This window comes from Shewanella abyssi (genome assembly GCF_023284025.1).
Classification (GTDB): Bacteria; Pseudomonadota; Gammaproteobacteria; order Enterobacterales; family Shewanellaceae; genus Shewanella; species Shewanella abyssi.
On the sequence record NZ_JAKIKR010000017.1, the window covers coordinates 40,862 to 56,239 of the forward strand.

The 15,378-nt window shown below is 43.6% G+C and carries 9 protein-coding genes and 1 pseudogene; 5 read left to right on the forward strand and 5 right to left on the reverse strand.

The window, feature by feature from the left end; genetic code table 11:
• Positions 1–75: 75 nt before the first annotated feature.
• Both L2755_RS09565 and L2755_RS09570 read right to left on the reverse strand, forming a co-directional pair.
• Positions 76–2,055, reverse strand: a complete 1,980-nt coding sequence (locus L2755_RS09565; protein WP_248980462.1) for a GEVED domain-containing protein — start codon at positions 2,053–2,055, stop codon at positions 76–78.
• 499 nt (positions 2,056–2,554) lie between these two features.
• Positions 2,555–4,717 carry a winged helix-turn-helix domain-containing protein gene (locus tag L2755_RS09570; protein ID WP_248980463.1) on the reverse strand — a complete coding sequence of 721 codons (2,163 nt, stop codon included), beginning with the start codon at positions 4,715–4,717 and terminating at the stop codon, positions 2,555–2,557.
• A gap of 334 nt (positions 4,718–5,051) precedes the next feature.
• On the opposite strand from L2755_RS09570, the gene L2755_RS09575 reads away from it, so the two are divergent.
• From L2755_RS09575 to panP, 4 genes are all read left to right on the forward strand, one after another.
• Positions 5,052–6,203: a sugar diacid recognition domain-containing protein gene (locus L2755_RS09575; RefSeq protein ID WP_248980464.1), complete on the forward strand. Its 1,152-nt coding sequence runs from the start codon at positions 5,052–5,054 to the stop codon at positions 6,201–6,203.
• A gap of 416 nt (positions 6,204–6,619) precedes the next feature.
• Positions 6,620–7,978, forward strand: a complete 1,359-nt coding sequence (locus L2755_RS09580) for a GntP family permease (RefSeq protein WP_248980465.1) — start codon at positions 6,620–6,622, stop codon at positions 7,976–7,978.
• A 167-nt stretch (positions 7,979–8,145) separates the two neighbouring features.
• Entirely contained in the window at positions 8,146–9,303 is a 1,158-nt protein-coding gene (locus L2755_RS09585; protein ID WP_248980466.1) for a glycerate kinase, read from the forward strand.
• A 195-nt stretch (positions 9,304–9,498) separates the two neighbouring features.
• A complete protein-coding gene (panP, locus tag L2755_RS09590) occupies positions 9,499–11,154 on the forward strand; it encodes a pyridoxal-dependent aspartate 1-decarboxylase PanP (protein WP_248980467.1) in 1,656 nt (551 codons plus the stop codon).
• 68 nt (positions 11,155–11,222) lie between these two features.
• Here panP and L2755_RS09595 read toward each other — a convergent pair whose 3' ends face one another.
• From L2755_RS09595 to L2755_RS22290, 3 genes and pseudogenes are all read right to left on the reverse strand, one after another.
• Positions 11,223–11,858 (reverse strand): class I SAM-dependent methyltransferase, encoded by a 636-nt coding sequence (locus tag L2755_RS09595; RefSeq protein ID WP_248980468.1) that lies wholly within the window; start codon positions 11,856–11,858, stop codon positions 11,223–11,225.
• Between the two features lie 735 nt (positions 11,859–12,593).
• Positions 12,594–13,034, reverse strand: coding sequence for a hypothetical protein (locus L2755_RS09600; RefSeq protein WP_248980469.1), 441 nt, complete (start codon positions 13,032–13,034; stop codon positions 12,594–12,596).
• 1,153 nt (positions 13,035–14,187) lie between these two features.
• Positions 14,188–14,413 (reverse strand): annotated as a pseudogene (locus L2755_RS22290) (phospho-sugar mutase); the annotation flags it as partial.
• Positions 14,414–14,717: 304 nt separating this feature from the next.
• On the opposite strand from L2755_RS22290, the gene L2755_RS09610 reads away from it, so the two are divergent.
• On the forward strand, positions 14,718–15,368 hold the full coding sequence (locus L2755_RS09610; RefSeq protein ID WP_248980470.1) for a c-type cytochrome: 651 nt from the start codon (positions 14,718–14,720) through the stop codon (positions 15,366–15,368).
• The last annotated feature ends 10 nt before the right edge of the window (positions 15,369–15,378 follow it).

The following is a 15,378-nucleotide window of genomic DNA, read 5'->3' on the forward strand; positions in this document are numbered from 1 at the left end:
GCTAATCACTACTGGCTTTCTTGAAGTATCACCCTGCTATAAGGTGACAACTAGAACATATAGAATGGATAAGATTTAGTGCATTTCTACTTCGACTTCAATCCAAGCTCCTGCCGTACCTAAGGTGCCTCCAGTTGCTTTGGGTGTGATAGTAAAGGCGCCCCACTTATCAGTGTAGCTCTTACCTATAAGCAATGAACCGTCTAAAAAGTCTTCAAAATCATCAAACTCATCGTTTAGATCGTCAGGTTTGGTATTGGGTGTCATATCCAGTAAAAATGAAGTGCCATAGTAGTATGACCTTGCATCTTCATCTGGGAAGTACCCTTCAGTATTAATTAGTACCCCTTGAGTATTAGCATCATCCTTGGTCCGGTATTCGACCCAGTAGGTCACATCACTATTGCCAGCAGCCAGCCTGATCCCCAAGTCCCCTTTAACTGAGCCTTGATCGAATGCATAAATTCTATAGGTGCCGGAGTGTGAGATTAGAGGTACTTCGTCTTCTATTTTCCAACTTTGGAAGAAGTTTTTGTAGTACAGATTTAGCCCGCCAAAGTCCCAAGCATTATTGCCCATCAGACTAAAGGCATTGCCATAACCAATCATCTCCTTTTCATAGTCACCCACACCAAAGACAGTGTCTTGACCGTCTAGGCCTTGAGCATGATGCAGCCCCATGGCATGACCCATCTCATGGGCAATCCCGCCCGCTTGAGAGCGCTCATCGCCAGTATCATAAACGCGTATTGCGCCAGGGTTCACGCCAGCTTTGATCCCATATGGAACCCATTCTTCTCGCTCTTCATTCCAATCAGAAATTTCAGGTGCTAAAATGAGGTAGATGGTATTATCGTCAATTGTCCAATAATCGGCTTCACCTAACGAAATCAGCTTTTCGGCATAATAAGCCTTCCAGTCATTGGCACTTTTATTATCCCAAACAGACACTTTTTCGCCGACTTGAATAACGTCACTGTAGATCTGGTAATTAACGTCGAAACGTCCATAGGACTCTTTATCGAAGTAATCGACAATCTCTTCCATTTCTGATTCTAGGCGACTTACCGACCAAGTAAGATCAACATCGGTAAATTCAAATCTAAAGATTTTTACTGTAACCGAGTCATGCTCCCATTGAACATGAGAACCGTATAGCTTGTCATCATCTTCATCACGTTGAACATTGACACTGTAGTCTTCTATTTCACCAAATCTAAAACCATTTGCAGTGGCGGAGCCGCCACCACTCATCGCTATTCGCATCCGCTTTTTACCGGTTGCTATTTCACTAAGATCTAAAGTGCCGCTAACGATGGCATCGCGCTGACCTGAACCGGAGAAAACCTGTTCATCATTATCAAATGCACCATTACTGTCACCATCTATCCAGATAGCCCAGTCAGTATTCCAATTGGTCACTGGGGTTAACTGAACTGAGTCTCCATCAACAATATCGAACGTCTTAGTGCTGGAGTAATCTTCATAACCGCTGCCATCGCCTGAGGAAAAACTCACCCCTGCGAGTTCGATATTCGCTATATGTTCATTTGAGCCACCACCAGGCTGAGTGACCAATGCGTAATCATTATTGCCATTACCATCATCTTCGCCGCGATTGATACTGACACTATAATCGTTCACATCACCATAACCGTCGTAACCACATGAGTCATCAGTTGCAGGATCTGGATGAACCAACACACGCAGTTGCGTGTTTTCAATCGACACATCATCAGCAAAGATTATCGTGGCCAGCACAGCTTCTGTTGATTTACTAGTTGTTCGGATCAGCAACTCATTTGTATCATCGAAGTCACCGTCGGCATTTAAGTCGAGCCAAACACTCCAATATTCACCATAACGGTAGCTGGCATAACCAGGAGTTAACTGGACGACATCGCCGCTGTTGATCTCAGTACCATCGGTAACCTCAATGCCATCAATACTAATACTGTCGATATATTCGTAACGATTATCGGGTGAAATATCACAAGTAGCCAAGGCCAGATTACTGACTAACCCTGCCATTAATATGGTAGTGGACGAAGACATTTTGTACCTAAGCATCTTCTTGCGCCGTGCCGAGTTCTTAACTCTATTGTTTAGTAACATAACTTGATTTCCATGTTGAAAGATAAAATTGTCCATGAGCCCTATTGATTATTAGTGGGCTTGTTATTGTTGTAATGCCCATCAATGACACTTCACATACAGCAGCGGCATGATTGTGCGAATGATAAGCAGTCCAATTCTAGGCACGGTTGCATATCGGCAACAACAGAGAGAAAACGAGGGTTAAACATGAAAGGTTAAAAAAGGTAATACTTAACTACCGCATAAACAGGTGGTTACATAATTATTACAGGATTGTGACGAGTGGTGTGAAATTACAAATATTGATATAGATGATAAATGATTATCAATGCAGATGATTCAATAGCCCAAAAAAGCCGCTAAACTGACCAATAACATCAGTAAATAGCCCAAATTGTTTAAATCCTAGCTGACAACTCAAGCTAAAGTAACAAGCTACCAGTAGGCAGCAACACAATTATTCAACCAACAATAAGCCGGTTTCATTATGGGCTGATTGAATGAGGTAGATAAATTGATAATCGTCACTCAATACAATATTGGGGTACAAGTTAGGGGTATCAAATAAGTAACGCACAACATCAGTACTGAAATCGTAATAGTAGATAGCATTGCTCTGGCCTTTAGGTTTATCCATAAAATAAATTCCGTCGTCAACGACAACAAAATCGTTCGTTGTATAACCATTAGTAATATAAGTTCTGTTGATCAACTTTTTAGATGTTCCCGCACTATTATCAAACTGATAAATATCAGTATCAGGATGCACTCGATAATAAAGATATCCATCTCCTCCATCCTGAACCATATTGGCATTATCCAAAAGGGGAAGTGATTCAATAGGGTAGCCTGAGCTGCCCATTTTCATGGCTTTTGATTGCTTTTTGTCGAATGCTGCGAAGTATATCGCTTGACCGTCAGCAGAGTAGGTTCCAGCGTACAAAAACTCGCCCTTAGGGCACAGAGGAGTATCTTTACCTGAGTCAATATTGACACTGCGGCAACTACCCTCGACACTTAATAATGCTTGGTTAGAGCCCCGCTGCCAATTCAAACTCAATGGATAACGATAAGCATCTTTCTCTGCGAACTGGTCTAACTTATACGCCTTGTTATCTTTATATCGCCATAACTCAATTTGATGATTTGGTTTTACTGAAACAAAGATGAAGCCATTGTCATTCACGCCTTCAATTGCACGAATTGATAAACCGTTATTCACAACCAGATTTTTACTGCCATCACCACCCATTACAGGATTTTTAAAACTGACAATCTCAGTAGTAAGCGATGATAACCCCCAGTCTTGTTGCAATATAAACTGATTTTTTCCTGGTATTTTTAGCGGCCAATACCCGACAAATTGATCTTCAGAGATCCGCGTTGACTCATCATTTTCGATGTCAAACTGAGACAGGTACCCCATATCATCGACGAAATATACCGACTCGCTGTCGTCACTAAAGCTTACATTTAAGCGCTGGTTAGTTAACTGTACACTCGTGTTGATAAACTCCTTAGTCGCTATATGGTACAAAATAAGCTCAGAGCCACCGAGACTATTAGAACGTAATATTGCTAACCATTGCTTGTTCGGCGATACCATATTGGCAAAATCACCATTCGAACGTAATGCGGGAGAACTTATCTGTTCTTGATTACCTGTTACGGTATCAAACAAAAATATTTTTTCAGGGGCCCAAGAAGCTTCATTGATACTATAAAAAAACCGATTTTCATCTAACCAACTAATTGCAGGTGACAAGTTATGACTATTCAGAGGGATGACTCTTCGCTCTTGAGAAGCTTGTAAATTGAGGCTATCAAAAGCAGCGATATAGATCCCCTCTTCACCATATTTGAGTCGGTGAAAAGCGATTTTTTTACCGCTCGGAGAGATGCTAACAAAGCTATCGTAATTACCCTCGCTATCAAATACTTTCACGGTGTTAAGTGGTGATGCCAACTTTGCTGCAAACAGTTCCCATGATGTGTCTCCACTGCTCTTATTTGAAAAAGCGATAAATGAGCCGTCAGCGGCAACACTGGGAGCTTGCTCTCGACCCGCTAGCTCAGTCAACAAATGAACATCTTGATATAACACCGGTTTATAAAAGTGATATAACCCAATGATAGAGGCTAAAACAACACAGAGAAATGTACTCAATAATATGCGGCGAGCGGGTCGAGTTTGCTTTGGAATTACGACAATATTGTCATTAGAAAGCGTTTCTACTGCAGGGTTTGCCGCTGATTCCAGCGAGGTTGAAGCTGTGGTTTCAGCATCATAATAGGTGAGTGTCTCCGATAATCGGTAACCACTCAAGCCGCCACCCGTGACGGTATGAATGTATTTTACATCGGGATCCAGTTTGGCAATATTACGGCGCAAACTATAGATATGATTGTTAATCGTATGGTTTGACGTGGCAGTGTTTTTCCATACTTCATCTCTAAGATTATCCCGAGTAATTAACCGATCAAAGTGTTCGCAAAAGTAACAAAGTACTTTCATCGCCATCGATTGTATTTCGATCAGCTTATCACCACACTTTAGTTGATCAGTATTAGGATCAACCTCAATGTTACCAAGCTTAAATGCAGGAGAAAATTTGGCCATTAATACGTCATTTTTATTGTTTTGTATGCAGAACAGTACGTTATATGACTAGAGTATACATTACAAGTTGCCGATGCCAAAAGAGTTACCAGCAACTATGTCATTGGCTGAGTCACTCATTATACTTTTTTGCAAAAAGTCATTCCTAGACAGCATTCATCACCGACTGTTTCAGTTAAGTGCATACAGTTATGCGTCGCTTGATGTCTAAACGGGCGATTATCATAATGAGAAAAGAGGCTAATAAATTCTAAGTCATAAAAGGGAGCCATACTTCATAGTTAACCCAGCCAAAATATCTTAAGCTAGGGCAAACTCCTCAGAGACACTCAATGTGTACTTTTTAGATGGCTTACTGGCCAAACAAATAGTCAATCGCACCATGAAAATCATCGGTCATAATATTAACGTGATGAACAATCACGGCATTATATTGGGCTCGGGCGATCCCCATCGCATTGGCGAAATACATGAAGGCGCTTTGCTGGCAATAAGCCAACAAAGAACGGTTGAGATCAGCCGAGCCAGCGAAGACACTTTACAAGGGGTAAAGGCGGGAATTAATCTACCTTTACACTATAAAGGCGACATCATTGGCGTCATAGGTATCACTGGCGAACCTAAAGAGCTCGGTCATTACGGAGAGCTGCTAAAGATGACCGCTGAGATCATTGTTGAGCAAGCCAACTCCATCGAATTAGCACAATGGCAATATCGTCAAAAAGAGGAGCTGATAATAGAGATGATAAAATCAGACGGCCCTTTTACCTCACATCAACGCAACTGGGCTTCACAGCTCAACATCGACTTAGATACCCCCCGCGTAGCGGCTATTATTCAAGTGCAAGCTGACGATGAAGAAACCGCTGCCAACTCAATGCTGAAACAGATATTGCACTTACTGGAAACCCCTTCACGGGGTAACTTGGTCGCCATGACCTCAATGACGGAATTGGTGATCCTCAAACCTGCTTTTCTTGATGGCAAAGCTTGGGATGCCACACTTGAGAGTGAGCGTATTGATCAGCTTATCGCCCGTCTACCGATTGAAATGAGAAAACGATTAAAAATATCACTTGGGCATTTCTTTGCAAAACCGCAAGAGATTAACCGCTCATATCAAACGGCATTAGAGACACTCTCCATTGGCACTCAAATGCGCCCAGAACAAAGTAAATACCTTTATAAAGACTTCTCCCTGTTAGTGCTGTTATCGTCACTCAAAGGTAATTGGCGCGGGCAAGAGTTAGTAAGCCCATATCAAGCATTAATCAGTGCCGATAAGAATGGTCAGCTGGCAAAAACATTAACCTGTTACCTGCAACATTTTGGCGATCAACAGCAATGTGCCAATGCACTGTTTATTCACCGCAATACTTTGCGCTATCGACTCGAGAAGATTGAGAAAATTACCGGCAGTAATATGCAAAAATTGGACGGTTTATTACAGCTTTATCTAGGACAAGTGATGTTAACGGCACAATGATGCAGCGCCTTTTTTTATCGATAAGCCTACAGCCAACAATCAAATCTACATATTCTTTGCTGAAGACCGAGCCGATAAAAGCATGAATTTTAATTGTCATATCCTTTATCAAAAACCAGTAGGCACGGCTAACTATGAATATTTTTTAGAACCGATGAGTGCTAATTAATTCCCAGTGCCACAAAAGTGACCCTATAACAGTGAAACGCCACACAACACCAATATGTTCAAATGAACAAATAATGATTTAACTTTAACTCGTTATCTGTGCAACCAACCAAAGAAATCCACCTCTTCGAGCCGCATAATAGCTAAGCCTGAAATCCGTGGTCTCGCTCAATATGAGTGAACGCCATATTTGGCTTAAATAACAACAAACCTTACATAAATTAAAAATACCCCTACAGGGAAACGCTATGAGCCTCGTACTGATCTTACTGGCGGTGATTGTATTTATCGTCATCGCTACTGCAAAATTCAAGCTACATCCATTTTTAACGCTGATCTTAGCCTCTTTTATTGCCGCATTTGCCTATGGTCTTCCCAGTGCAGATATCGCCAAAACCATTACCTCTGGCTTTGGCGGCATATTGGGCTATATCGGTCTTGTTATTGTGCTCGGTACTATCATCGGCACCATACTTGAAAAAAGCGGCGCCGCCATCACCATGGCGGATGTGGTGATTAAATTGCTAGGTCAACGCTTTCCGACTTTGACCATGTCTATCATCGGTTACATCGTCTCTATTCCCGTGTTTTGTGACTCTGGTTTTGTGATCTTAAACTCACTTAAACAGTCAATGGCGAATCGCATGAAAGTATCAAGCGTGTCGATGAGCGTCGCACTGGCCACCGGTCTTTACGCAACCCATACCTTCGTACCGCCCACTCCTGGTCCAATCGCCGCTGCGGGTAACTTAGGCCTTGAATCAAATCTTGGTTTGGTCATTTTTGTCGGTGTGTTTGTGGCAGCTATCGCGGCTTTAGCCGGAACACTTTGGGCCAATCGTTTCGCCAATGTACAACCTGACGGCGAAGGCGCAGCAGAGTTACTTAATCAAACTGAAGATTACGAACAACTTAAAAACACCTATGGTCAGTTGCCTAGCCCAACTCGTGCTTTTGCACCGATTTTCGTGCCTATTTTGCTTATCTGTTTTGGCTCAATTGCCAACTTCCCATCGGCTCCGTTAGGTGATGGCGCGTTATTTGATGTGTTGGCGTTTTTGGGGCAACCTGTCAATGCGTTAATGATTGGTCTGTTCCTATCATTGTTACTGCTTAAAGGTAACAACAAAGTAAAAGAGTTCAGTGAGCGTATTAGCCAAGGTCTAGTGGTTGCAGCGCCAATTCTACTTATCACGGGTGCCGGCGGTGCATTTGGTGCGGTACTGAAAGCCACCGAGATTGGCGCTTTCTTAGGAAGTTCTCTTTCAGCCTTGGGCGTCGGCATCTTTATGCCATTTATTGTTGCTGCAGCATTAAAGTCTGCTCAAGGTTCATCTACTGTTGCACTGGTTGCCACTTCGGCGTTAGTCGCGCCTATGTTGGGCGATATTGGCCTTGCTAGCGACATGGGCAGGGTATTAACGGTAATGGCAATTGGTGCAGGTGCGATGACGGTATCTCATGCCAATGACAGCTTCTTCTGGGTGGTTACCCAATTTAGCCGCATGAGTGTTAAGCAAGCGTATAAAGCGCAGACAATGGCGACCTTGATTCAAGGACTCACGGCCATGACTGTAGTGTATATACTGAGCTTGTTCCTTATCTAGAGTCCATCTATAGATGTCAATTAAAAGGCGAGTATTCTCCCTCGCCTTTGCACTCATTCAAAAAGTCGTGTTACTACTAATACGGGACGAGTAAGACATTTACCTTTCAATAACGCTAACCGTTCGCTGAAACAGTTTCAGCCCTAGGCTGAAAATAGGAAAACTGCATGAAAATTGTGATAGCCCCCGATTCATTTAAAGAAAGCCTCACAGCAATGGAAGTGGCTAACGAAATTGAGCGAGGATTTCGCACGGTATTACCCCATGCTGAATATCTCAAAATACCCGTCGCCGATGGCGGTGAAGGTACAGTGCAGTCGATGGTTGATGCCACTAATGGCAGCCTAGTTTGGACACAGGTTTCCGGTCCGTTGGGCGACAAAGTTAATGCATTTTATGGCATCTTGGGCGATAGCTATCATGGCAATGAAAAAACAGCCGTTATCGAAATGGCTGCCGCATCGGGCCTACATTTAGTGGCAACAGAGCAGCGTAACCCCTTGTTCACCACCAGCTACGGTACCGGTGAACTGATTGTTGACGCGCTAAATAGAGGCATCAAACACATTATTATCGGCCTCGGCGGCAGTGCCACCAATGATGGTGGTGCCGGAATGGCGCAAGCCTTGGGTGTACAGTTTTTAGATGCGAGCTCTAATGCCCTTGCCCCAGGCGGCGCAGCCTTAAGCCAATTACAGCAAATTGATCTAACTGACCTACATCCACTGGTCTCACAATGCCGCTTTGAAGTCGCTTGCGATGTTAATAATCCACTTTGCGGTGGATATGGTGCCTCCGCAATATTTGGCCCTCAAAAAGGCGCAACGACAAAGATGGTGCAGCAACTCGACAGTGCGCTCAACCATTATGCCGATGTTATCGCGCAAACAGGTATTAAAGACAACCGTGACTTAGCGGGTGTTGGCGCTGCAGGTGGTATGGGGCTTGGCGTAATGGCATTTCTCAATGCTGAGCTAAAGCCAGGCATCGACATTGTAATGAACACTGTTGACCTTGCAAGCCATATAAAAGGAGCAAGCTTAGTGATCACCGGCGAAGGCAAGCTTGATAGTCAAACATTGCACGGCAAAACCCCAATGGGAGTTGCGGGTGTTGCTAATCAGTTCAATGTGCCTGTTATCGCAATTGCAGGGTGCGTCAGTGACGATGCCAACGTGTTATTAGATCATGGTTTTAAAGCACTATTTTCTATCACCCCCCGTGCATTGCCATTAGCCGATGTGTTAGCCAATGCCAAAACAAACCTTTACGCCACCAGCAAAAATGTAGCGGCGCTCTACTCCCTATCAATACCGACCAAGTAATTTCATTTCGAGTCTGGCTAAAGGCGCTGCAGCGCCTTTTTATAACCTCATGCGCAAAGCTGTTTGAACACCTGCCCTTAATGGCAATTTACTTTTCTACTTGATGCGCTATAAAGCTTAACGTAAAGTGAGCATCCCATTTTAAAGACTGATCCAGCACACATTAATGGTGTGTTGAGTAGAGATTGTTAGCCAATGACACCAAGACGAGCCACCGCTTCAGAAGAAGCACTACTGAGAATTTTTACAGTTCCAGAAGCCCCTGATTCAACCCTTAGTGTTATTGAACAAAATATCTCACAGAACTTAATGGGCTTTTTACAAGACAGCGTCGTGGCCGTTGAAAAGCCCTTAACTGAGATCGAGCTGGACTTTCAGCAACACCGAATTCCCGCTGCGCCGCAGTTTGTCTCAGATTATGCTGATGACATGATGAAAACCTTAGTGGCTCATTCAGTCCACACCTCAGCGCCGAGCTTCATCGGCCACATGACATCTGCACTACCCTACTTTGTGTTACCGCTGTCTAAAATGATGGTCGGCTTAAACCAAAACTTGGTCAAAATTGAAACATCAAAAGCGTTTACACCATTAGAGCGCCAAGTTCTGGGGATGATGCATCACCTTATTTATGCAGAGAATGATGATTTTTATCAGAGTTGGATGCACAGTGCTAACGTTTCATTAGGCGCATTCTGCTCCGGTGGCACCGTTGCCAATATCACCGCACTGTGGACCGCACGTAACCAATTACTTAAAGCAGATGGCGAATATCGCGGTGTTGCCGCTCAGGGCGTAATGAAAGGGCTACGTCATTATGGCTATGATGATTTAGCCATACTGGTGTCCGAGCGAGGTCATTATTCATTAGCAAAAACGGCTGACCTGCTTGGTATCGGCCGCGAAAATATTGTTCAAGTTCCGACCTCAAACGACAACAAGGTCGATGTGGTAAAGATGCGCCAAATCGCTGCAAAACTTGCTGCCGACAATATTAAAGTGATAGCGATTGTGGGGGTTGCTGGTACCACCGAGACAGGTAATGTCGACCCACTCGATGCGTTAGCAGATTTGGCTCAAGAGCTAAACTGTCACTTCCATGTTGACGCTGCGTGGGGCGGCGCCAGTCTGTTATCTAAAAAGTACCGTCATCTACTGGCTGGAATTGAACGCGCTGATTCAGTGACTATCGATGCTCATAAGCAGATGTACGTGCCTATGGGTGCGGGAATGGTTATTTTTAAAGATCCTACTTTTGCCAACGCGATTAAGCATCACGCTGAATACATTCTCAGAAAAGGCTCAAAGGATTTAGGCAGTCAAACGCTAGAGGGATCTCGCCCCGGTATGGCGATGTTAGTCCATGCTTGCCTGCAAGTGATTGGCCGTGATGGCTACGAAATACTGATCAACAATAGTCTGGATAAAGCCCATTACTTTGCTGAATTGATTGAAGAGCATAACGACTTTGAATTGGTGTCTAAGCCTGAGCTTTGCTTATTAACCTACCGTTATGTTCCGCAAATAGTGCAAACGGCAATGGCAACAGCGCGGGCTAACAACGATGTACAAAAACTCATTGAATTTAATGCCCTGCTCGATGGCCTCACTAAATTTGTGCAGAAACGTCAACGTGAACAAGGTACCTCATTTGTATCACGCACACGTATTAACCCAGAAAACCAACAATTGATGAAGATCAAAGCGGTTGTATTTCGAGTGGTGTTAGCCAATCCACTCACGACCCATGAGATTTTACAGCAGGTACTTGCCGAACAAACCGTTATCGCCACGCAAGAGCATCGGTTTTTACCGCAACTGCTGGCACTGGCTGAGCAATATATTGCATAACACTTATTCAGTGCTTGTTATTCAACAGCATTAAGCCGCTCTATTTAGAGTCTTTTATTGAGTCTCTTTTATTCAGAGTCTAGCCGAGCGGTAATAAACAAGTCTGTCACTTCACCCATAGGGCTGGCTTGTTGCTTGCGTTGTAACGCCAATAATTTAAAGCCTCGGCGACTCAATGCTGGCACCAACTGCTCCGCATGATGAAAATAGGTAAACATTTTGTCGCCGTCACTGGAGGTATCTTCGCGCACCTTAGGGCATTCCCCCTCCATGGTGCTCAAATACAAAATACCTCCCGTTTTAAGCCGCTGCGCCGCAGCATCAATCAGCGCTATTGCCTCTTGTCTATCGAGATAGGGTAGGCAGAAACCACACATAATGGCATCGAACTGCTCATCAACACGGTTTAAATGGCGGCTGTCGAGTTGCAGAACCTCTATTTTGGGATTATTTTTCTTCGCTAGCAGCAACATATTTGGCGCGAGATCCGTTGCTAATATCGACAAGTTGGGTTTTTCAGACAGTAACATTTTGGTGATATTGCCTGGCCCGCAAGCAAGCTCTAATACGCGTGCATCATCACGGGGGAGATGGTTAATAAATGAATCAAAGGTGTCTGAATACATAGTAAGATCCATGTACTTATCTTGATACCTTTGCGCCAGCTTATCAAAGGTATTTACCGATATTTGATTATTATCCATTAGCCCATCCCCTAGCACCCAGTGCTTGCTATTCATACCGCTGTAGATTAATTAATCAACTACACTATCGTGCAATTGGCTGTTTAACAACCGCTAATTTTATGTAGCCCAGCGTTAACGAGTAAGTTAGGTTCTGGCTCTGTGGTGGGAATCTAACTCTCTTTTGCCCAAAGCAATTTGCCCGCTCTAGCAGCTATTGTTTTTTTAAAATCAAAATCACAATCAACGTCGTGACGCTTCGCCCATTCTTGTAATCAAGAGTCGAGCCAAGGGGCAAAGCGCTTGCCCCTGCTCTTGATTTCATAAGAGTCAAACCCTCAGCGCCCCGGCGAAATTTAAACAGCGAAATTTCCAACGGGGGAGATTGCTGTCTGCAAATTTGGCTACTTAAATTTAAATTCTGATGCTCACTGATGTGGAGGTTTATCTAATTTAAAAGCTTTTATTGGTAACTCTAATGCTGAGAGATTGCGCTTTTCAAACCCAGTGTAGATGCGGCGGAGGCCTTCGGAAACAGGACGTTTTCGTTGAGCCCACAAGGACGTGCTCGCGGCGAGCCTCAGTTGCGTCTGCACATACGTCTGCCGCAGGCAATTGGAACCACTTCGGGTTGAAGCTAACTCACCTTTGCCCCAAAGTTAGTTACGATGTGCGTTAGACTGCATCGAATGATACTTTGTTGGCATGCATTATTAAGAGTAACTACATTCAACTTCTGCTGGTCGATTCAGTGATTCATAATTCTTTACAGCTGACACTGTCAACAATACTTAGAGTTTTCTTTAAAACTTCACCGTCGTAATCATTCGAAAGTAACGTGAACAAGACAACTTTATTTCCGAGAAGCTTCACGCCTTGGGTAAAGAACAAAAACTCTCCTTCCTTGGGAGATTTATCAGTTAGACGAGCATATACACCATCTAACTGAGTTCCAAATCGATTTGCTTTAACTACGCCTTCTGTTGATTGCGAGACTGAGCTTACCATGTTGCTCTCGATGTAAATTTCTAGATCCTTATCTACAAGAGCTTCCATATACATATGCTCAAGATCATTTACCAGAATCTCAAAATCAAACTTACCTTTATTAGGTGGCACTAAACGGTAAAACGTTGTACCGAATTGAATGTGGTGACGTTCTACGGCCTTCCAATCTTGAGGCACATACAATGTCACAGTACCAACGTTCTCATTATTGAAACTGCGAAGCTCAACGTTTCACCTGCATGCAATCGTGGTGCAAGCAAAAAAAACAGACAAAAGATCAAAACCCTATTCATGACAATCCTTGTTATCTAGCCGTTGCTTTTTAGACGCTACAGAAATGCAGCTTTGCTTTCAAAACATTAGGAGAGTATAGCAACGTTTTAAAGATGTTAGCTTACTGAAGGATTGGTTATATCTTCCTAACTACTTAACAGAGCTTAAATCCAAGCCAATCACAAAACTTGTCGATGGTTCAGGTGAGTTTGAGTTTTTCAATAACGGCGAAGATAGATACTGGCAGGTTGAACGACCAGTAATGAATTTACCTCCGGAGTTTGATTTCGGTGCAATAAATGGAGATGTTCATACTATTGATAGCAATGCTATGAAATGCTTTAAAGAAATAGCGCAGCAGCCTGATCAGCTATTCGCTTTGTTAACGGATCACTTATTTGCAAAGGCACAAGTACATTTTGATAAGTTATCCTTCGAAACCGTTCAAGATGAGTTTTACGTCAAATCACTCACTACAAGTAACGAATTCGAGTACGAGTTTGGGCTTCACTCAAGGTCTAAAGACATATGCATCGAGTTATTTGTCAGAGGTGGGAATGTAACAAGGTGATGTTGTTCGTTCCGGTGCTATATGGCTCGCGGCGCTCGCCGCAAATCACGTTGTAACCGCATATTTGATTGGCATACTTTCCCTAATCTAAATTGAATGTGGTGGAGCACTTACTCTAACAAACTTATGTCCAGAAATGAGCTAGACGCTACTCTGAACTCGCTGGCAGATCATCTGCTGTGGAACGTGCAAGCTTCTGAAAAAGGGATTTTTCAGCAGAGCCTACATGGAGGTATTCACGGCGGCTTGCAAAGGAACATAGTGGATGAGCTGCTTTCCATCATAAGTAGATGTTTTAGGTAATGGCACTAGATCCCGGCCCTGAAGCCTTGCCGAGATGACTCCCAATTATTCCCAAGTTGTTCTGCTAAGCTATCTCGTTTCTGTCCAAAAACGAGCTTAGCTCTGAAGTGGTCAACCATGCATATGCGCTTACTCACAGAGTTACTATTCCAATAAAAGGCCACCTTGGCGGTGGCTTCAAAACTCGTTGGTGACCTACTTTGGCAAATCTGCCTGATGCAGATTAATAAAGGCATCCATGTTGGCCTGCGCTCTAAAGTTGTGCGCTTGCCTGTGTGTCGTTTGCATTCATGGCTTCTACCACTTCGTAATAACACTTTATCTTTGGCTCAGTGCCCGATGGCCTAACAATCACGCGACTATTATTTTCGAGGCGATAGATGAGTACATCACAAGCTGGCAAACTAATATCTTCTAAGGTAATTGAGTTTTTCCTACTCCTATTTATATAGGCTTAACGTGACATACATCTCACTGCGCTACAGATTATTGATCTATGTCAACACAAGCTAAAGTTCCTCATCAACTGCTTTAAAATCGATAGACACACAAACAGTGCGTGTATAGCCTACAAATTCAGCAACAATTTACTAACAGTTAATTAACGAGTGCATCAAGCCGTTTTTTCCAGAAAAACTACTTAATCATTTTTGTGGACGCGATGTTGTTAATAACCAACAAAACCATAAAGTTAAAACACAAAGGAACTTTAAACGGAGTGTTTCATGACAAGAGTTAGAAAACTACCTTCTTTGTTTGTCACCATATTGTTCTATTTAGCATCTAGTACATATGCAAGTGCAGACGACAAAGCGCTCATCACTCAAGGTGAGATGCTCTACAACCAAAACTGTGTCTTTTGCCATCAAGCTGATGCCATAGGAAAAACAGGTTTTGCTCCCTCGCTCTCTAATCCTGAGTTGTTGGCAATTGCATCGGATAAATACTTGGCCTCCACCATCCGAGACGGCCGTATTGGTACCGCCATGGGTCCTTATGCTCACCTTGGAAAAGAGAAAATTGTCGCGATAGTGGCTTACCTCAGAAGCCATGAAACCCTGCCCCATCGCTCAGCCGAAGTCGATAAGCAGCGCGCAGCACAGGGCGATGCGCGTAAAGGGGAGCTTTGGTATCACGATATCTGCTCTACCTGTCACGGCCCTCAAGGGGACGGTTACTTAGCGGGATCATCGGGCACTGCCATCGGTAAGGTGGGCTTCCTTAACAAGGCGAGTGACGGTTTTATCCGTGAAACCATCAAGTATGGTCGTTCCAATACCCGCATGCTGCCCTTCTACGGCTCTGCTGGACTGGCCAACCTCGATGAGCAAGAGATTGAAGACATTATCACCTATCTGCGCACCCTAAATAAGTAAGGAATTTGAG